15 protein-coding genes and 1 pseudogene are annotated in these 19,666 nt (G+C 69.0%); 6 read left to right on the top strand and 10 right to left on the bottom strand.

What is annotated here, in order from left to right:
• Positions 1-163 precede the first annotated feature (163 nt).
• Positions 164-730: a DJ-1/PfpI family protein gene (locus U5640_RS27730; protein ID WP_340378438.1), complete on the top strand. Its 567-nt coding sequence runs from the start codon at positions 164-166 to the stop codon at positions 728-730.
• Positions 731-1,101: 371 nt separating this feature from the next.
• Here the strand turns inward: U5640_RS27730 and U5640_RS27725 are convergent, their stop codons facing one another.
• A complete protein-coding gene (locus U5640_RS27725) occupies positions 1,102-1,773 on the bottom strand; it encodes an HAD family hydrolase (RefSeq protein ID WP_340378437.1) in 672 nt (223 codons plus the stop codon).
• A 47-nt stretch (positions 1,774-1,820) separates the two neighbouring features.
• Positions 1,821-2,336 (bottom strand): hypothetical protein, encoded by a 516-nt coding sequence (locus U5640_RS27720; RefSeq protein WP_067243597.1) that lies wholly within the window; start codon positions 2,334-2,336, stop codon positions 1,821-1,823.
• Between the two features lie 338 nt (positions 2,337-2,674).
• Here U5640_RS27720 and U5640_RS27715 point away from each other — a divergent pair, with 338 nt between their 5' ends.
• Complete coding sequence (locus U5640_RS27715; RefSeq protein ID WP_340378436.1) at positions 2,675-3,322, top strand: Rv3235 family protein; 648 nt, start codon at positions 2,675-2,677, stop codon at positions 3,320-3,322.
• A gap of 82 nt (positions 3,323-3,404) precedes the next feature.
• Here the strand turns inward: U5640_RS27715 and secA are convergent, their stop codons facing one another.
• Positions 3,405-6,248, bottom strand: coding sequence for a preprotein translocase subunit SecA (secA, locus tag U5640_RS27710; RefSeq protein ID WP_340378435.1), 2,844 nt, complete (start codon positions 6,246-6,248; stop codon positions 3,405-3,407).
• 356 nt (positions 6,249-6,604) lie between these two features.
• Here secA and U5640_RS27705 point away from each other — a divergent pair, with 356 nt between their 5' ends.
• Positions 6,605-7,186 carry a GNAT family protein gene (locus tag U5640_RS27705; protein ID WP_340378434.1) on the top strand — a complete coding sequence of 194 codons (582 nt, stop codon included), beginning with the start codon at positions 6,605-6,607 and terminating at the stop codon, positions 7,184-7,186.
• Positions 7,187-7,256: 70 nt separating this feature from the next.
• Positions 7,257-8,441, top strand: a complete 1,185-nt coding sequence (locus U5640_RS27700; RefSeq protein WP_340378433.1) for a crosslink repair DNA glycosylase YcaQ family protein — start codon at positions 7,257-7,259, stop codon at positions 8,439-8,441.
• Positions 8,442-8,446: 5 nt separating this feature from the next.
• Here U5640_RS27700 and U5640_RS27695 read toward each other — a convergent pair whose 3' ends face one another.
• From U5640_RS27695 to mtrA, 6 genes and pseudogenes are all read right to left on the bottom strand, one after another.
• Complete coding sequence (locus tag U5640_RS27695) at positions 8,447-9,193, bottom strand: response regulator transcription factor (protein ID WP_055638882.1); 747 nt, start codon at positions 9,191-9,193, stop codon at positions 8,447-8,449.
• Between the two features lie 211 nt (positions 9,194-9,404).
• Positions 9,405-10,097, bottom strand: a complete 693-nt coding sequence (raiA, locus tag U5640_RS27690; RefSeq protein ID WP_055638881.1) for a ribosome-associated translation inhibitor RaiA — start codon at positions 10,095-10,097, stop codon at positions 9,405-9,407.
• Positions 10,098-10,896: 799 nt separating this feature from the next.
• Positions 10,897-11,571 (bottom strand): annotated as a pseudogene (locus U5640_RS27685) (ComF family protein); the annotation flags it as partial.
• Positions 11,572-11,739: 168 nt separating this feature from the next.
• Positions 11,740-13,578: an LpqB family beta-propeller domain-containing protein gene (locus U5640_RS27680; protein WP_340378432.1), complete on the bottom strand. Its 1,839-nt coding sequence runs from the start codon at positions 13,576-13,578 to the stop codon at positions 11,740-11,742.
• Positions 13,568-15,703, bottom strand: a complete 2,136-nt coding sequence (mtrB, locus tag U5640_RS27675) for an MtrAB system histidine kinase MtrB (RefSeq protein ID WP_340378431.1) — start codon at positions 15,701-15,703, stop codon at positions 13,568-13,570. The genes U5640_RS27680 and mtrB overlap by 11 nt, the downstream gene beginning before the upstream one ends.
• 1 nt (position 15,704) lies before the next feature.
• On the bottom strand, positions 15,705-16,394 hold the full coding sequence (gene mtrA, locus U5640_RS27670; RefSeq protein ID WP_187283109.1) for a two-component system response regulator MtrA: 690 nt from the start codon (positions 16,392-16,394) through the stop codon (positions 15,705-15,707).
• Between the two features lie 733 nt (positions 16,395-17,127).
• On the opposite strand from mtrA, the gene U5640_RS27665 reads away from it, so the two are divergent.
• Positions 17,128-17,430: a hypothetical protein gene (locus U5640_RS27665; protein ID WP_340378430.1), complete on the top strand. Its 303-nt coding sequence runs from the start codon at positions 17,128-17,130 to the stop codon at positions 17,428-17,430.
• 538 nt (positions 17,431-17,968) lie between these two features.
• Entirely contained in the window at positions 17,969-18,466 is a 498-nt protein-coding gene (locus U5640_RS27660) for a hypothetical protein (protein WP_340378429.1), read from the top strand.
• A gap of 11 nt (positions 18,467-18,477) precedes the next feature.
• On the opposite strand, the gene U5640_RS27655 is transcribed toward U5640_RS27660, so the two are convergent.
• Entirely contained in the window at positions 18,478-18,951 is a 474-nt protein-coding gene (locus U5640_RS27655; protein ID WP_340378428.1) for a hypothetical protein, read from the bottom strand.
• Positions 18,952-19,666 lie beyond the last annotated feature (715 nt).

Genomic DNA, 19,666 nt, shown 5'->3' with positions numbered 1-19,666 from the left:
CCCGTCATGAGCCGTATGTGTACAAAACCAGGGGCAGAACTTTGACGTTCTGCACAGGGGCCGGGCGGGAAACCGGCCCCCTCGGCCTGACCGGAGAGGTCGACGGCGGTGCCGCGGGCGCGAGACCCTGAGGGGGAAGCGCCCCCGAGAGAGGAGCCGCACCATGACCGCGAAGATCCTCATCGTCACCGGCGACGCGGCGGAGTCCCTGGAAGTCCTCTACCCCTACCAGCGCCTGCGCGAAGAGGGCTACGAGGTGCACATCGCCGCCCCCACCCGCAAGACGCTCCGTTTCGTCGTCCACGACTTCGAAGACGGCTTCGACACCTACACCGAGAAACCCGGCTACACCTGGCCCGCCGACCTCGCCTTCTCCGAGGTCGACCCCGGGCAGTACGCCGCCGTCGTCATCCCCGGCGGCCGCGCACCCGAGTACCTGCGCAACGACCCCGAACTCCGCAAGATCCTCAAGTCGTTCTTCGACGGCGACAAACCCGTCGCCCAGATCTGCCACGGTCCGCTGCTCACCGCCGCGTCCGACGCCCTCCAGGGGCGGCGCGTCACGGCCTACCCCGCGCTGGAGCTCGACATGCAGTCGGCCGGCGCGACCTTCCAGGACAGCGAGGCGGTGGTCGACGGCACCCTCGTCTCGTCCCGCGCCTGGCCCGACCACCCGGCCTGGATGCGGGCGTTCCTGAAGGTACTACGAGAGAAGGCCCCGGCCGGCTGACCGGGGTCGGGGGCGGCTCCTACCGGCTGGCCGGGGCCGGTGGTGGCGGCTTCCACCGGCCGACCGGGGCCGCAATGCCGGCTTCCACCGGCTGGCCGGGGCCGGGGTGCCGGCTCTTCCGGCTGACCGGGGCCGGGGTGCCGGCTTCTACCGGCTGACCGGGGCCGCAATGCCGGCTTCTACCGGCTGGCCAGGGCCGTGATGTCGGCTCTTCCGGCTGACCGGGGCCGGGGTGCGGCGAAGGCTCCGGTTGGCTGACCGGGCCGGGGCGAGCGGCGAAAACTCCGGCCGACTGACCGGGCCGGGGGTGCGGCGCGGGTCGCTCGGAGTGGCGACATTCCGGGGGCCTCGGCCACCGGGGCGCCGCATCGTCACGCGGCCGCCCGGGAGGCGACCTCCACCGCCTCCGCGAGGGTGTCCACCACGGGTACGCCCACCGCCTCCAGGCTCGCCCGGCTGTGCGAGCCTCCGGTGTAGAGCACGGCCCGTGCCCCCGCGTGCAGCGCCGCCACCGCGTCGTCGGCGGCGTCCCCGATCACCACGGTCCGGGCGGGCTCCACCGACTTCCCCAGCGCGGCCAGATGCCGCACCATGTGCTCCGCCTTGCTGCCCCCGGACGGCCCGACCCGGCCGTCCACCCGCACGAAGTGCGTCTCGATGCCGAACCCCCGCACCACCGGCACCAGTTCCTCGTGCACGTACATGCTCAGCAGGGACTGGCTGTGCCCCGCCGAACGCCACCCCGTGAGCAGTTCCACCGCCCCGTCGGTGAGCCCGCACCGCACCCGGTGCTGCGCGTAGTACCGGTGGAAGACCTCGTCCATGAGCTCCCACTCGGCGTCCGTCGGGAGCCGCCCCATGAGCCGCTCGTAGAACTTCGGCACCGGCACGCAGTACAGCGCCCGGTACCGCTCCAGCGTCAGCGGCTCCAGGCCCAGTTCCGCGAACGCCGCGTTCGTCGCCCCGATGATCGCGTCGTTGTCATTGAGCAGCGTCCCGTTCCAGTCCCAGACGATGTGCGCCGCCACCTGCTGCTTCCCCATGCAGCAAACGTACCCGCCCGCACCGACACTCAAGAGCGGAGGCGCCGTCAGCCGCCCGCGCCGACCAGGTTCGGGATCTCCTGCGTGGCGAACCACAGCAGCTCGTGGTCCTCGGCACCGTCCACCACGAACTGCGCGTCGTCGTCCCCGCCGTCCGCCGCGGCGAGCGCCTCCGCCGCCGCGGCCACGTCCGCCTCCGCGTCCCCGGCGTCGACGTGCACCGAGGCCGCCTTCGCCAGCGTCACGACCCCCGACACCCGCACCTCGCCGAGCGCCGCCGGGTCCAGGCCCCGGTCGGGGTCGACGCCGGTCGCGCGGTCGGGTACGTCGACGGCGACCACGACCCTGCGGCGCGGTGCGCCCCCGTCCGCCGCGAGCAGCCGCAGCGAGGCGAGCGCGGCACGGCTCAGCGCCGCGTACTCCAGTTCCTCGATGTCGTCGGAGAGGTACCACTCGCGCAACGCGGGCGTGACGGCGTAGGCGACGAGCGGCCCGGACCCCAGCTCCCCCGTCTTGTGCGCCTCGGCGAGGCCGGGGAGGGTCAGGGGGACGTAGACGCGCATGGCAGGCCGCTCTTTTCGTCGTCGGATTCGGCCCGGGCGCTCGGCCCGGAGGCCTTCAGGATACGTGCGGCCGTCCCCTTTCGGGCCCCTCCCCGCAGACGCCGCAGCGTCCACCTCACGCCCCGGAATTCACCCTGCACACCGCCCCCACCGGGCCTTTCTCTCCCCGGACCACCCTGATAGGTGAACCACCCTCCCCCTTTGCCGCTACTCTACGCCCACTTGCCCTCACGCAGTGCGACCACGTACAAGATCGGCAACGGAAAGTTACCGACCGGTAGAAGGTCGGGGCCGCCCACCCATCAAGTCGATCCGACGGGGACACGATGAACAAGGTCATGACGAGGAAGCACGCCCCTGCCCCCCGAACCGCCCCCGCCCCTGCCACCGGCGAAACAGCGGGCAGCCGTCCCACCGGCACGGCACGGGCGGGCACAGCGGCACCCGGAACGGCCGGCACCCGCCCACCCGCAGCCACACCCGGCACCGCCGCCACCCGCCCACCGGGCCGCCGCGACCCCCGCCGCCCCGTCGGCACCCCACCCCGCACCCGCCAGGCCCACGCCCCCGCGACCCGCCGCCCGGCCCCCGCAGCCACCGCCCCCGCCCCGAGCCCCCGGCGCCCCTCTCCCGCCCCGCCACAGCCCCGCCCCACCGATCTCTTCGCCGACCGCCTCCTCGCGGTCCTCAGCGGCCGACGCCCCGTCCACTCGATGCTCCGCCACACCCTCGGCAGCGCCTACGACGACCTCTCCCACCTCGCCGAACGCGGCCCCCTGCGCACCACCCGCGGCGCCGGCCCGACCGTCCGCGACATCGGCTACTACGTCCCCCGCCCCGGCGCCATCGAGGCCTTCGCCCGTATCGGCACCGGTGACCGGCTGCGCGCCATGGCCTTCCGCCTGGAACTCGGCACCGACCACCGCTGGCGCTGCACCGCCGTAGAACTCGACGGCCCCCGCAGGCCCCGCGACCAGGACGGCTGAACCCGCCCGAGGCACCCCGGGCCGCGGACACGCGAAAGGGCCGGGTCACCCGAGGCGACCCGGCCCTCACCCACGCCGACCACTACTTCTTGCGACGGCCCCGCGCCTTCGCCTGCTTGCGGCGCTCCGCACGCGTGAGACCGTCGGCCTCGGAGCGCACCGGCTCGTCCTCGTCGTCGAACTCACCCTCGATGGTGCCGCCCTCGCCGTCCACCGTCGGCGCCGAGAAGTGCAGGTTCCGCCGCTGCGGGGCGTCCAGCCCCTTGGCACGGATCTCCGGACGCGCACCCGCCTGCGCCGGCACCACGTCCTGCTTGTCCATGTCGACCGGCTCGGCGTCCGTGACCGGAACCTCCTCGACCTGCTGCTCGACCTGAACCTCCAGGTTGAACAGGTAGCCGACCGACTCCTCCTTGATGCCGTCCATCATCGCGGAGAACATGTCGAAGCCCTCACGCTGGTACTCCACCAGCGGGTCCTTCTGCGCCATCGCGCGCAGACCGATGCCCTCCTGGAGGTAGTCCATCTCGTAGAGGTGCTCACGCCACTTGCGGTCCAGGACCGACAGCACGACCCGGCGCTCCAGCTCCCGCATGATCTCGGAGCCGAGCTGCGTCTCACGCGCCTCGTACTGCTCGTGGATGTCGTCCTTGATGGACTCGGAGATGAACTCGGCCGTCAGACCCGCCCGGTCACCGGCCGCCTCCTCCAGCTCCTCCACCGTGATCTTCACCGGGTACAGCTGCTTGAACGCGCCCCACAGCCGGTCCAGGTCCCAGTCCTCCGGGAAGCCCTCGGCCGTCTCCGCGGACACGTACGCGTCGATCGTGTCGTCCATGAAGTGCACGACCTGCTCCTGCAGGTCCTCGCCCTCCAGCACACGACGGCGCTCGCCGTAGATGACCTCACGCTGACGGTTGAGGACCTCGTCGTACTTCAGGACGTTCTTACGGGTCTCGAAGTTCTGCTGCTCGACCTGCGACTGCGCCGACGCGATCGCACGCGTGACCATCTTGTTCTCGATCGGCACGTCGTCCGGAACGTTCGCCATCGACATCACGCGCTCGACCATCTGCGCCTTGAACAGACGCATCAGGTCGTCACCCAGCGACAGGTAGAACCGCGACTCGCCCGGGTCGCCCTGACGGCCCGAACGACCGCGCAGCTGGTTGTCGATACGACGCGACTCGTGCCGCTCCGTACCCAGCACGTACAGCCCGCCGAGCTCCTCGACCTCTTCCTTCTCCGCCTTGACGGCCTGCTCGGCCTTCTCCAGGGCGGCGGGAAGCGCGTGCGCCCACTCCTCGATGTGCTCCTCGGGGTCCAGGCCGCGCTGGCGCAGCTCCGCCTCCGCGAGGTCCTCGGGGTTGCCGCCGAGCTTGATGTCCGTACCACGGCCGGCCATGTTGGTGGCCACCGTCACCGCGCCCCTGCGGCCCGCCTGGGCGACGATCGACGCCTCCCGCTCGTGGTGCTTGGCGTTCAGCACTTCGTGCTGGATGCCCCGCTTGGAGAGCTGCTGCGAGAGGTACTCCGACTTCTCGACGGACGTCGTGCCGACCAGGATCGGCTGACCCTTCTCGTGCTTCTCCGCGATGTCGTCGACGACCGCCTCGAACTTGGCGACCTCGGTGCGGTAGATCAGGTCCGACTGGTCCTTGCGGATCATCGGCTTGTTCGTCGGGATCGGCACCACGCCGAGCTTGTAGATCTGGTGGAACTCGGCGGCCTCGGTCATCGCCGTACCGGTCATGCCGGACAGACCGGGCACTTCCTTGCCGTCGTGGTCGTGCCGCTTGTAGAGGCGGAAGAAGTTCTGCAGGGTGATCGTCGCGAGCGTCTGGTTCTCGTCCTTGATGTCCACCCCTTCCTTCGCCTCGATCGCCTGGTGCATGCCCTCGTTGTAGCGGCGACCGGCGAGGATACGGCCGGTGTGCTCGTCCACGATCATGACCTCGCCGTCCATGACGACGTAGTCCTTGTCCTTCTTGAAGAGCTCCTTCGCCTTGATGGCGTTGTTCAGGTAGCCCACCAGAGGCGTGTTCACCGACTCGTAGAGGTTGTCGATGCCCAGCCAGTCCTCGACCTTGCCGACACCGGCCTCGTGGATGGCGACCGTGCGCTTCTTCTCGTCGACGTCGTAGTCGCCGGTCTCCTCCAGGCCCTTCAGCGGGTTGCCCGCCTCGCCCTTCTTCAGACGCAGCACCAGCTTGGCGAAATCGCCGTACCACTTCGTCGCCTGGTCGGCCGGACCCGAGATGATCAACGGCGTACGCGCCTCGTCGACCAGGATCGAGTCGACCTCGTCCACGATCGCGAAGTTGTGGCCCCGCTGCACCAGCTCGTCCTTCGCCCACGCCATGTTGTCGCGCAGGTAGTCGAAGCCGAACTCGTTGTTCGTGCCGTACGTGATGTCGCACGCGTACTGCTCGCGCCGCTGGGCCGGCGTCATGTTGGCCAGGATGCAGCCGACTTCCAGACCCAGGAACTTGTGGACGCGCCCCATCATCTCGGAGTCGCGCTCGGCCAGGTAGTCGTTCACCGTGATCAGGTGGACACCCTTGCCGGACAGGGCGTTCAGATAAGCGGGCAGCGTGCCCACGAGGGTCTTGCCCTCACCGGTCTTCATCTCGGCCACATAGCCGAGGTGCAGAGCCGCACCGCCCATGATCTGCACGTCGTAGTGACGCTGGCCCAGCACGCGCTTCGCGGCCTCACGCACCGTGGCGAACGCCTCGGGCAGCAGGTCGTCCAGGGACTCGCCGTCGGCGTACCGCTGCTTGTACTCCTCGGTGAGAGCTCGCAGCTCGGCGTCGGAGAGGTCGACGAAGTCCTCTTCGATGGAGTTGACCTGGTCCGCGATGCGGTGCAGCTTGCGCAGGATCTTGCCTTCGCCTGCACGCATGATCTTCGAGAGGACGGACACGGGGGTTGGTCTCCTTGCCGGTCGGGCCTGGCACGGTCGGTTTCCATTTGGCTCACTGAGCAACGGCCATCGTATGCGAGGACCCCGCCACGCCGGGAGGCCTGCCGTGACGAGGACCGCACACTGTCGCGCACACGCGCCAAAATCTTCTTCAAACGGGACAACGTCCGGCCCCCGCCGATGGTGCCGCACCCCACCCACGAATTGCGCGAATTGTGATCACCCGCTCACGCCCCGCAAAACCGGCACGACCGCACCCACCGCCGCAACGGCCGGGGCCGGCCACCGACCGCGCGGCAGGGACACACCCCGGAAACCGATGGCGCCCGCCCACCGGACCCCACCACAATCTCCCGATGGAGCCCGTCACCCTCACCACCGACCGCCTGGTGCTGCGCCCCGTCGGCCCCCAGGACACCGACGCCGTCCTCGCCGCCGCCCAGGACCCCGACATCCAGCGCTGGACCACCCTGCCCTCCCCCTACCTCCCCGAACACGCCCACAGCTTCACCGAACAGGTCGCCCCCGACGGCTGGGCCGCCGCCTCCATGTACACCTTCGGCGTGTTCCTCCCCGACGGAACCCTCACCGGAATGCTCGGCCTCACCATGCGCTCCCTCGGCACCGCCGAGATCGGCTTCTGGACCGCCAAGGAACACCGCGGCCACGGCTACACCACCGAGGCCGCCCGCACCGCCACCCGCTGGGCCTTCACCCACCTCGCCGTCGACCGCGTCGAATGGCGCGCCGAAGTCGGCAACCAGGCCTCCCGCGCGGTCGCCCGCGCCGCCGGCTTCACCCTGGAGGGCACCCTCCGCTCGGCCCTCAACAACAAAGGCGTACGACGCGACTGCTGGGTCGGCTCCCTCCTCCCCTCCGACCTCGGCCTGCCCTCCGCCGCCCCCTACCTGCCGCCACCGGCCCGGCACACGCCGTAGGACCACCCCCTCGCCGGACGAATCCCCAGCTCACCCCGGACTGTCAGTGCCACCGCCTATCGTGCGAGACATGACCACCCCGCGCCCCTCCACCGAGCTCTCCGCAGACGAAGCCCGCCGGATCGTCCTGCGCGCCCAGGGCTTCCTCGGCAGCGCCGACCGCAGGGCCGGCGTCCGCGGTGTCCTCCGCCGCCTCGGCGCGGTCCAACTCGACACCATCTCCGTCCTCGCCCGCTCCCACGAACTGATCCCCTACGCCCGCCTCGGACGCGTGGGCCGGGCAACCGTCGAGGACGCCTACTGGAAGGACACCCACGCCTTCGAGTACTGGTCCCACGCCGCCTGCATCCTCCCCATCGAGGAGTGGCCCCACTTCGCCTTCCGCCGCCGCGCCTACCGGAACCGACCCCAGTGGAACCACGACCTCCCCGAGGGCACCTACGACCAGGTCGTCAAACAGCTCCACGCGGAGGGCCCCCTCACCGCCACCGAACTCGGCGGCGCGAAGAAGACCAGCGAGTGGTGGGACTGGTCCGGCACCAAGGTCGCCGTGGAACGCGCCCTGATGTACGGCGAGGTCGTCTGCGTGGAGCGCCGCGGCTGGAAACGCGTCTACGACCTCGCCGAGCGCGCCGTCCCCGCCGACCTGCTGCACGACGAACTCGACGACCCCGAATGCCTGCGCCGCCTGGTGGGCCTCGCCGGCCAGGCCCTCGGCGTCGGCACGCGCGCGGACATCGCCGACTACCACCGCCTCAAGGGCGAGCAGGTCGACGCGGTGATCGCCGACTCGGGCCTGGTCCCGGTCACCGTCGAAGGCTGGGGCAAACCGGCCTGGGCCGACCCGGCGGCCCTGGCGACCCCGCCGCGCGGCCGCCACCGCACCACCCTGCTGTCCCCGTTCGACTCGCTCATCTGGGAACGGGCCCGCACCGAGCGGATCTTCGGCTTCACCCACCGCCTGGAGGCCTACGTCCCCAAGCCCAAGCGGATCCACGGCTACTTCGCGATGCCCGTCCTGGCCGGCGGTCGGCTCGTGGGCCGCGTCGACCCGGCCCGCGAGGGCCACACCCTGGTCGCCAGACAGGTCGGCCTGAAGAGCCCCAAGGCGGTGCCCGCGGTCGCCGAGGCGCTGGTCGAGGCGGCGAGCTGGGTCGACTGCACGGACGTACGGGTGGAACGGGTCGACGCACCGGAACTGCGCGACACCCTCACCCAGGCGGTGACCCGCGCCCTCGCCACCGCCCTGCGCTGACGACCTCAGCGGATCTCGAGGATCTTCTCCCGCATCGCGTACACCACCGCCTCCATCCTGGAGTGCAGCTGCAGCTTCTCCAGGATGTTGCGCACATGGTTCTTCACGGTGTTCTCGGAGATGAACAGCTCCTTGGCGATGTCCCGGTTGTTCATCCCGGTCGCCACCAGCTTGAGCACCTCCAGCTCACGGTCCGTCAGCCGGGGCGCGGGCACCAGTCGGCGCTCGTCGGTGCGCTGGATCATCGACTTGAACTCGGTGAGCAGCTTCGACGCCATCGACGGGCTGATCTGCGACTGCCCGTCCGCGACCGCCCGGATCGCGGTGGCGACCTCGTCCGTCGAGATCTCCTTCAGCAGGTAACCCGTCGCGCCCGCCTTGATCGCGTCGTAGAGGTCGGCCTCCTCGTCGCTGATCGTCAGCATGATGATCTTCGCGCTGGGAGCCACCTCCTTGATGGAGGTGCACGCCTCGATACCGCCGCGCTTGGGCATCCGCACATCCATCAGCACGATGTCCGGCAGCAGATCGGCCGCCTTGTCCACGGCCTCCGCGCCGTCCCCGGCCTCACCGACGACCTGGATGTCCTCCTCGGCCGCGAGCACGATCTCCAGCCCCCGGCGGAACAAGGCGTGGTCGTCCACGACAAGGACTCTGATCGGCTCCTTGCGTGAAGCACCCGCGTCCGGGCCCATGCCGACGACGCCGTCGTCGGCGTCCTCGTCCCGCATCGGTCCGAAGCTGTCCGCCATCGTTCCTCCCCCTGCAAGGCTGCGGCTGTGGTCCTGAGCCAGCGCCAACCCAAGGCTGCGGCCCACCGATTGGGCCGCACCGGCCATGATTCCATGCCTGTACGACAAAGCGGTGACAGAGCGCTGCCCCTGGGGGTCGCGCACGGGTGCCCCTGGGGGCGCACACAGCGCTCCAGGGGCACACCGCGTCAACCACTGTCACCGGGCAGGGTCAGCCGCCCAGCGCCCCGCCGGCCTCGGGAGAGTGCGCCTGGGCGACCATGGGGTCCGTGTCGAGGTGGATCACGCCGTAGTCGTAGGCGTGGCGCCGGTAGACGACGCTCGGCTGCTTGGTCTCGGAGTCGACGAACAGATAGAAGTCATGGCCGACCAGCTCCATCTCGTAGAGGGCCTGGTCGAGAGTCATCGGAGCGGCGACGTGGGTCTTCTCGCGGACCACCAGGGGGCCGTCGCCCTGCACCTCCAGCGAACCGATCTTCTTCGTCGGCACGCTGTCCGACGCTTCGGCCGGAACGGGGTGTCCGTTGCCGTTGAGCGTCGCCACGCCCGGGACGTGGTCGGGAACCTCTGCCGCGCTGAGCCGGCGTGCGCCACGGCGCGTGTACCGCTTGTCGTGCTGCTTGCGCAGCTGGGCGTCCAGCTTCTCCGCCGCCAGGTCGAGTGCCGCATACGGGTCGCTGGCCGCGGCCTCCGCCCGGATCACAGGGCCGCGGGAGCGGAGCGTGATCTCCACTCGCTCGCACCGGTCGGCCTGTCGGGGGTTGGGCTCCTTGGACACCTCGACGTCGAGGCTGATCACCTTGCCGTCGAGCTTCTGGATCTTCTCCAGGTTCAGCTTCTCGGCCACGTGCTTGCGGAACCGCTCGGGCACCTCGGTCTTGCGGCCCTTGACGACGATGTCCACGCAGAACTCCGTTCCCGGATCACTCCGCCTCAGTGCGGAGCGTCTCCCTTTTGCACCAGGCCCCGGTGAGCACCGGAACCTCGGACTTGGTGACTTCCACCTCCTCCTCCCCCATCGGCGAGATCTACACCCCAGGTGCGGCGGACGATTCCCCAAACCGCAGCACGGCATTCGGAAATGAGAGGTGTGGCCTGCGGCTTTCCCTCACAACCGAACATATCTCGCTCGGACGGATGTCGTCACCCTCTCCTGCGCCATACCTCCGTTCAGGTGAATTGACCCTGTCATTAGCTGCAACGACGCAAGTTCGCAGTCAGTTCCGGTTTATTACGAAGGAATCCGGCGACGCCGCGACCACGGCCGCGCAGAGCACGTCACCGCCACGTCCCGCCCCCGCACCTCCCTCCGCCGTCCGGAACCGCCGTACCCCTCTCCCTTCCCGACCGTCCCCGAGGTACACAGCCGACCCACCACGACCACCCCTGAGAACCTCCTCGGGACGGCGATCCCCGGCCGAGGCCGAGCCGTCCTGCGGACCGGGATCCCTCATCGGCCCCGGGCCGTCCTCCGGACGGCCTCTCATCGGGTACGAGCCGTCCTCCGCCCCGGGACGCACCGCCGGCCCGGGGACGCCGTGCGCGCCGGAGAGCCCGGGCATCTCAGGGACCGCCTGCGCGCCGGGAACCCGCCTCACCCCACTGGCCGCCTGCCCGCCCGGGTCCGTCCCGCCGGAGGCACCGCGCGCCCGTCCGGCCGCAGCCCCGCGCTGCCCCTGCGCCCGTCCCGAGGGCTCCGCCGCCACAGCGGCCCGTACCGCTCGCGCCGCCTCCGCGAGCGAGGCACCCGTCGTCATCAGGTCGTCGACGAGCACCACCGACCCAGCGCACAGCAACCGCCCGCCCCCGCGCACCACCGCCAGCGCGCCGACCAGGTTCTCCTGCCGCTCTCGCGCGTTCAGCCCCGTCTGATCGGCCACCGCCCCGCGCTGCCGCAGCACCGGGGCCACCCGCGCCCGCACCCCGGCCCGGCGCAGCTCCCCGGCCGCGGCCAGCGCGATACGGCGGGCGGGGTCGTGGCCTCGGGCGCGGGTGGCTGCGGGGGCGGAGGGGACGGGGACCAGGAGAAGAAGGGGGGTCTGGGGCGGGGGCCCCTCCCCCACCCCCACCCCCGCCTCCCCCAACCCCACCCGCACCGCCCCCGCCACCGCCACCCCCAGCACCCCCGCCAGCCCCAGCCCGCCCCTTTCCTTGTGCGCCAGCAGCACCGCTCTGATCTCGTCCGCGTAGGGCGCCGCCGCGTGCACGGCGGGGAGGCCGGCCGGTTCCGGTTCCGGTCGTACCCGCCGCGGTCGGTTTCCGAGGAGCGCGCCCCGGCACCGCGGGCAGAGTGCCGTACGGGCCCGCCCGCAGCCCGCGCACTCGGCCGGCAGCACCAGGCCGGCGATCTCCTGCCACCACCTGCGTACTCCGTCCACGTCTTCACTGTGCCGGGGGAAGAAGGCGGCGACCACCCCTGTGGAAAACCGTGGGCGGGGGGCTGTGGAAAACCGACCGGTAAGTCAGATAAAAGGTCGGCCGGGCTCTCCGCAGAGCCCGGCCGGTCTAATCGGAGGACCACCCCGGAAAGGCGGCCGTCGAAGGGATCACCCCGGATAAAACGCCGTCGAGGCGGTTTCCTTCAGCGTGCGCCACCCGCTGCCGCCGGGCAGCCACAGCAGCCCGTCCTTGGAGGTCGCGAAGAGGGGTTTGTCGCTGTTCTCGGAGGCGGCGATGCTGGTGACCTCGGTGAGGCCGGGCAGGGTGCCGGACTCGGGGATCGAGCCGTCGCACTGCATGTACTGCACCTGTTCGACGCCGCCGGATTCCTGCCCGACCACGACGAGACGGCTGTCGCCGGCCCATGCCACGGCCGTGACCTGCTCCAGTTCGGGTGTGGCCGAGCGCAGTTCCTGTACGGACACGGACGGCTGGTCGCCGCTGCCGGCGGCCCGTTCGATGCGCCCGATGAGCAGGGACTGCTTGCCGTCCCTGTCCACGACGAGTGCGATGCGCGCCCCGTCGGCGGCGACCCGTACGGCGTTGATACGGCCGTCCAGCCGCGGCGTGAGCACCTCGACGGGTTTGCCGCCGCCCTTCTGCAGGAGCAGGAGCCGGGGGTCCACCGGGTTGCGGTCGGCGATCCACAGGTCGCCCTGCGCGTCCCAGGTGGGGGTGGTGAGGCGGTCGGCCTCGGTCCTGCCGGTGCTGGTGAGGACGGGGTCGCCTAGGGAGGCGCTGGCCACGGTGGAGGTGACGTAGAGGCTCCTGCCGTCGAGGGAGACTCCGGCGGCGCTGTGTTCGTCGCGGGCCACGGCCACCGAGAGCAGTGGTTTGGTGCCGTCGCCGAGCGCTCCGGGGACGGGGTCGGCGTTGGCGTTGCCTCCGGCGCCGACGCCGGAGGGCATGCGGCGGAGCTGGTGGCGGCCGTCGATGAAGTAGAGGTACTCGGGGTCGGCCTCGCTGCCGCGGGCGGCGACGGCCGCGGCGGCGTCGCCGTTGAGCGAGCACAGCTGGCGGCCGCCTGCCCGTAGGGCGATCTCCTGCACGGTGGGGGTGACGCTCTGGATGGTGAACAGCAGCTGGGCGGCCATCTCGGCGCACTTGCCCCGGCCGATGTGGGCGGCCTTGTCGTTGAGCGGCACGGTCAGCTTGTTCTGGTCGTCGGGCGCGAGCGCGCTGACGCCCTTCCGCAGTGCGGTGCCGGTGGGGAAGCTGGACCGGACGACCGGGCGGAGCCAGCTGGTGGGCCCGTTGAGCAGGGAGCGGACCATCTGGGTCGTGGGGTCGACCCGTTCCCGTACGTAGACGGGGTCGGCGACGGCCATGGGCTGCCCGGAGGCGGCGGAGGTGGTGTTGGAGGCGAAGTAGTACTTGTTGACGGACATGTAGTTGCGCTGGAAGTCCGACTTGCCCATGACGACCCCCTGGGGGAGTACGTCGATGCGCCACTGTTCGGTCTTCTTGTCGCGGGTGAGGTGGACCGTCTGGTTGTAGCCGCCGGAGGCGGGTGCGTAGGACTGCTGGGCGTCGACGGTGGCGACCTTCGTGCCGGTCAGGGTGAAGGAGGTGTCGTCGCCGTCCCGGCCGCCCGACCGTCCGGCCTCCGCGCCGGGTCCGTCGGCGAGGACGGTGGTGGAGAGCTCCGGTTGCCAGCTCTGGGCCGCGGAGGTGGTCAGGTACTGCCGGGCCGTCGCAAAGCTGGGGTCGTCGCTGGTCAGGGCCTCGAGGAAGCCCTGGACGATCTCGGAGGGCGGCGCGTCGTCGCGGGGCGGCATGGCGAACACCCGTACCTGGGTGTCCTGGCGCGGTGTGGAGTCGACGTCACGCAGGTCGCCGCGGTCGGGCATGGAGGCGCATCCGGCGAGCAGTACGACACCGCAGGCGGCGTACGCCACCACGCGCGCCGGTGTGCGCCGGGCGCGCTTCTGGCGGTCAGCGCCCACGGAATGCCTCCCCTTGTTCGTCCGGACCCTGCGGTCCGGCGTCCGGCCGGCCAGGGGTGTCGCCGTACGCGGTGTCCTTGCGCGCCGCGTCTGTTCGCACCGCGTCCCTGTGCACCGCGTCGGCGCGTTCCGCGGCGGTGCCGTCGGCCGGATCGTCGCCGGTCCGGGCGGTCGGGGCGGCGGGCCGGGCCACGACGCGTGCGCCGTTGCCGGGCAGGGCGGTCGGGTCGGCGGTGGGGGTGACCGTGGCCATGCGGGGTGCGAGCGGGGCGTGTGCGGGCGAGTGGGGTTCGCGGGCGGGCTGCACGGGTACGGTGGCGCTCTTCTCGCCACCCCGGCCGCCCTGTCCGGAGTCGCCGAGGCCGCGGTTGCGCCGCGAGTCCTTGGGTTCCAGCGGTATCGGCGAGCCCCGCAGGGGTTCGTCGGCGGTCCTGGGCAGGGTGAGGCGGAACTGGGAGCCGCCGCCGGGTTCGCCCCAGGCCTGCAGCCAGCCGCCGTGCAGCCGGGCGTCCTCCAGGGCGATGGACAGTCCGAGACCCGTGCCGCCGGTGGTCCGCGCCCGTGCCGGATCGGCGCGCCAGAAGCGGCTGAAGACACGGGTGGCCTCGCCGGGCTTGAGTCCGACGCCGTAGTCCCGTACGGCGACGGCGACCGCCCCGCCGGCCGCGGCGAGCTTGACGACGACGTCCTTGCCCTCGCCGTGCTCGACGGCGTTGACGACGAGGTTGCGCAGGACCCGCTCGACGCGCCGGGCGTCCGCTTCGGCGACGACGGGCTGCTGGTCGCCGAGGACGCGGATGGTCGTGCCCTTGCGGTCGGCGAGGGGCGCGGCGCCGCTGACGACGCGCCGGACGACCTCGCGCAGGTCGATGGGTTCGGCCTCCAGGGCGGCGGCGCCGGCGTCGAAGCGGCTGATCTCCAGCAGGTCGGCCAGCAGGGACTCGAACCGGTCGAGCTGGTCGGCGAGGAGTTCCGCGGACCGCGCGGTGACGGGGTCGAAGTCCTCACGCGCCTCGTGGATGACGTCGGCGGCCATCCGTACGGTGGTCAGCGGTGTGCGCAGTTCGTGCGACACGTCGGACACGAAGCGCCGCTGCATGCGGGAGAGGTCCTCCAGCTGTTGGATCTTGAGCTGGAGGTTCTGCGCCATCTTGTTGAAGGCCTCACCGAGGCGGGCGATGTCGTCCTCTCCGGTGACCTTCATACGTTCCTGCAGACGCCCGGCGGAGAGCCGTTCGGCGATGCCTGCGGCCATCCGTACCGGTGTGACGACCTGCCGTACGACGAGCCAGGCGATCGCGCCGAGGAGGACGACGACGAAGAGCCCGGCGGTCGCGAGGGTGCCCTTGACGAGGCTGAGGGACTTCTCCTCCTGGGTGAGCGGGAAGAGGTAGTACAGCTCGTAGGGGTCGCCGTAGGGGTCGTTGAGCTGTTTGCCGATGACGAGGGCCGGCTGGGAGTCCTTGTCGTTGCTGTAGAGGATGCGGGAGTAGCTCTGGGCCGCTCCGGCGTTGCCGTTGATGTGGTCGCGCAGGGCTTCGGGGACGCTCTTGTTGGGGTCGACGTAGCCCGAGGACCGGGGTCCCGGCCCGCCACCGCTGTCGTCGCCCGGGGGGAGGGTGACGACGTCGAAGGCGCCCTGGCCGCCGCTGGACAGCGACGACACGAGTTCGCTCATCCACTCGGTGACGTTCTGCAGGGAGCTTCTGTCGACGGCGTTCCCGTCGCCGCCCGCGGCGACCGCCTCGTCGGCCTTCTGTTTGGCGACGGCGAATCCGCCGGCGGCCTGGCTCTGTGAGGCCCTGACCTTGGCGTCGAGGAGTCCGTTGCGGACCTGGCCGATGACGACGAAGCCGAGCAGCAGGACGACGCCCAGCGACATCAGCAGGGTGGTCGCGACGACCTTGAGCTGGATGTTGCGGCGCCACAGCCGCATGACGGGCAGCAGCGGCCTGCGTACCCAGCGCAGGAGCAGGCGCAGGACGGGGCTGTTCTGCATCCCGCCCTGGAGCAGCCCGCCTTCGAGGAGGCGTCCGAAACGTGAATCCATGGTCTTCCGGCCGACAGGCCGCTCCGGTCGGACCCCGGACCGGCCGGGGGCCGAAGCGGCACTGTCCCCGGGCATGTCAGCTCGGCCCCGCCTTGTATCCGACGCCTCGGACGGTCACCACGATCTCCGGGCGCTCGGGGTCCTTCTCGACCTTGGAGCGCAGCCGCTGGACGTGGACGTTGACGAGGCGGGTGTCGGCGGCGTGCCGGTAACCCCACACCTGTTCGAGGAGGACTTCGCGGGTGAAGACCTGCCACGGCTTGCGCGCCAGGGCGACCAGCAGGTCGAACTCCAGCGGCGTCAGTGCGATGGACTGCCCGTCGCGCTTCACGGAGTGCCCGGCGACGTCGATCACGAGGTCACCGATCGCCAACTGCTCCGGCGCCGGCTCCTCCGACCTGCGCAGCCTCGCCCGGATACGGGCGACGAGCTCCTTCGGCTTGAACGGCTTGACGATGTAGTCGTCGGCGCCGGACTCCAGCCCGACGACCACGTCGACGGTGTCGCTCTTCGCCGTGAGCATCACGATCGGCACACCGGACTCCGCCCGGATCAGGCGGCACACCTCGATGCCGTCCCGTCCGGGCAGCATCAGGTCCAGCAGCACCAGATCGGGCTTCGCCTCCCGGAAAGCGGCCAGCGCCTTGTCACCGTCGGCTACGAAAGACGGCTCAAAACCTTCACCACGCAGCACGATGCCGAGCATCTCGGCCAGTGCGGTGTCGTCGTCGACGACAAGGACTCGTCCCTTCATAAACGACATCATCCCATTCTCATAACGGTGAAGGTGACGCAGGTGAGAAGCCTCACCGCCCGGTGACGATAGTCGTACGGGACGGTCACTGTCTGCCCCCGTCCGCCGCCGTTGATGTCAGGACTGATGTCAGCTCGACCGGCGAAGGATCGTTCCCTCCCGCCGCCCCTGTCGCACCACCAACCGCGCGTCCTTCCAGCGGGGCGCGCTCCGGTGCCCTCGCTCCTTGCAGCGGCGGCGTGGTCACCACTCGCAGAGTCGATCGGGAGCCCGTCTGCACCTCAGCCGACGACAGTCAGCCACGACGGCGGGCGCGCCGACCGACCACGCACGCGTGTGCCTCGCTGCACCCCCACCGGCCTCAGCCACGCTACCGGGACGTCGGCCAGAGCAACCCACGACGGCCTATCCGTGCCCAGCGGTTCCTCACCGCCGGTTCCGCGGTTACGTGGACACGCGGGGGTGCCACTGGAGAGAACCTGCCAATCGACATCGACGCCGGCCCCGGGCTCGTACTCTGGTCCGCATGCCTGAGGGAAGACCCGCTATCCCGCGACCGCTGGAGCGCCGGGTGTTGGTGGAGGCCGGTCATCGGTGCGCCATCCCAACATGCCGCACTGTCCCGGTAGAACTGGCACACATCGAACCTTGGTCCAAGGTTCAGGAGCACTCGTTCGAGAACCTGATTGCACTCTGCCCCACATGTCACACTCGGTACGACCGAGGCGACATCGACCGACTCTCCATGAAGACGTACAAGGCGAACCTTTCAGTCATCTCGGATCGGTATGGAGAGATGGAGCGGAGGATCCTCGGCCTCCTGGCGGAATCCCCCCAAGCCGATCGGATCAGATTGCCCGGCGGTTGGGATATCCAACTGATGTATCTGATCAAGGATGGGCTGCTGTCCGTGATACGGGGCAACGGCGGGATCTCCATCGCAGGCCTCCCGATGCATCAAGAGTTCGTTGTAACCCCGGCCGGGCGGGCTTTTGTTGACCGATGGGTGAGAGCTGAACCCGTAGAAAACGTGGCGGACGACGACTAGTTCGGGGGCCTCAAGGGGCGCACCAAGCCTTAGGCGATCTTGAAAAATCCGTCGTGGCGACCATGTCACCGTCAGTTCGAATCTCACCGTCTCCGCATGCGAACGGCCCCTGACCAGCTCTTTTGATCAGGGGCCGCTCCCGTGCGCGCTATCCGTCAATCAACGTGGTTTCCACTCAACTCCTGGCCGATCAGGCGCGCAGGGGCACGGGCCCCTTCGATGCGGGCCATCCGACCTTCAGCCGACGACAGCCAGCCACGACGGCTGGCGCGCCGACCGACCACGCACGCGTGTGCCTCGCTGCACCCCCACCAGCCTCAGCCACGCTGCCATGCCGTCAATCACGGGAAGCCGCACTGGCCTCAGGCTGGTCGGCACAGGTCCGCTCCCTCAAGGCTCTCAGCACAGATTTCCCCAGAGCTTGATCAAGATGCGCGATAGAAAAAGACGACGCAGGCTAGAACTGTTCGAGAGGTATGGTCGGTTAAATAGGCCCCGTTTGGCAAATGGTTTAAAATTCCCTTCAAGGGGTGGAGCTATGCCCGACTTCCGCCTTCAGATGGCATACGAGGCTGCCGAAAAGCGGCTCGCCGCCCAAACAAGTGAGCTCGCCAGGATCAGAAATCGTGCCTTTGTCGTTCTCGTGGTTATCGTACTTGCCACTGCATTGATGCTACCTGTAGGGCTATTGAGGTTCTCAGGAAACGGCGCTGCGGCAAAGAGTGCCATCCCCGAGTGGTCCGCTTGGCTCGCACTCGGAATCCTGGTCATAGTCTTCATTCTAGTCATGCTCATCCTGTCGCCGCCGCGACAGCCATGGCGCGGAGGTCCCCCACCAGAAGTAATTATTGAACGCCAACAACTGAATGTCACAGAGAACAACCTGGTTCGGGATCTTGCAGTAGAAATGTCAGGAAACCGCTGGACCGCCAACAATAAATGTCTAGAGCTCCGATCCCGTCTGCTCCAAGTGTCGATTCTCCTGCTGCTCATTGAGATCGTAATTCTCCTTACGCTTTTCGCTCGCGGACAGTAGGGCCTCCATCCCTAGCGCATTCCGGCGGCTATGACCAGCGTGACCATCTCGCCAAAAAAAAGTGAGGCTGAAATTTGCAGACAGACGGAGCATTTCGCGATGACCTGATTGTTGGAATCAACTCGCTTCTTCATTTCATTTATCGAATCAATGAGAACTGTATCGATGGCTGTTCTTGCTGCATGGCGCTCGAGTACGAGCTTGTATGGCGGACAGAAGTTCCAGGAGCGAACAGGCCATATGACGATCATCGACGTGGCCCCAATGGCTGCCAGCAGAGCCAGGAGAACCCAAGGGGCCCACGCAGGCAAGGACGGGCCCCCTTTTTGCTTCACGAAACCTATACTGGTGGAAAGCGTCGCGACGATGGCTGCGGCCGAGAAGAGAGTTGTTGCCCTATTTCTGAATTGAAGAAATGCATCGGTTTGCGCCTTCAGGTGATTCTCGATCGCCTTATAGGCTAGCTCCAGAGTTGCATCACCCATGACCATTTCCACTTTCGGCGCCGGATCCAGGGAAGCTGATCTTTCCGCCTCGACGGCCAGTGGCTTTGACGGCCTTTGAGGAATTCCCTTCCAAGGCTTTCGGTAGTTTGATGCCGTAAGCGCGATAAATTTCCCGAACGCGCAACGGTGACACTACTACACTCCGGCCGGACTTAAGAGCCGGCCTCTCGTGCAGAGAATCCAAGCTGAGGTCGACTTGAACTCCCTCTTCCACGATTCGCGCGTGTGCGATGGGGATTGCTCGCGTACTGCTGCCGTCTGAAAGTTTGACCCTGGCTAGAATTGCCAGAGAATGTTTCGCATCGCGGTACAGATCTAGGATTTCCCCTACAGGCCTCCTGTGCAGATCAATTACAGACTTTCCAAGCAAATCCGCAGTGCACACGTATGGGCCTGCCCCATTTCCACCCGGACTGTGCGCGTACTCGCCGTTACCATTGTCGTTTGTCATCGCACTTCTCCCGATCTCCTCCTGCACGGCATTGGCATATGTGAGGATCATGCATCATTCGCAGCTACATCGCTTGGTGACGCGTTGAAACGGGCTAATGTTCACTTCATTCGGGTGAATCACCGGGCACACGTGAACTCGCGGACCGCCCGCCACGACGTGTTCTGACCTCATGCTCCTGTCCGCCTGCCTCTTGGGCGGGAGTGGGCCGCCGGCCGTGCCGAGCGGGGCGGAGACATGAGC

The sequence above is a fragment of the Streptomyces sp. SS7 genome, from assembly GCF_037993025.1.
Taxonomy (GTDB): domain Bacteria; phylum Actinomycetota; class Actinomycetes; order Streptomycetales; family Streptomycetaceae; genus Streptomyces.
The sequence above is the reverse complement of the archived record's forward strand: the minus strand, read 5'-3'. Positions and strand labels throughout refer to the sequence as shown.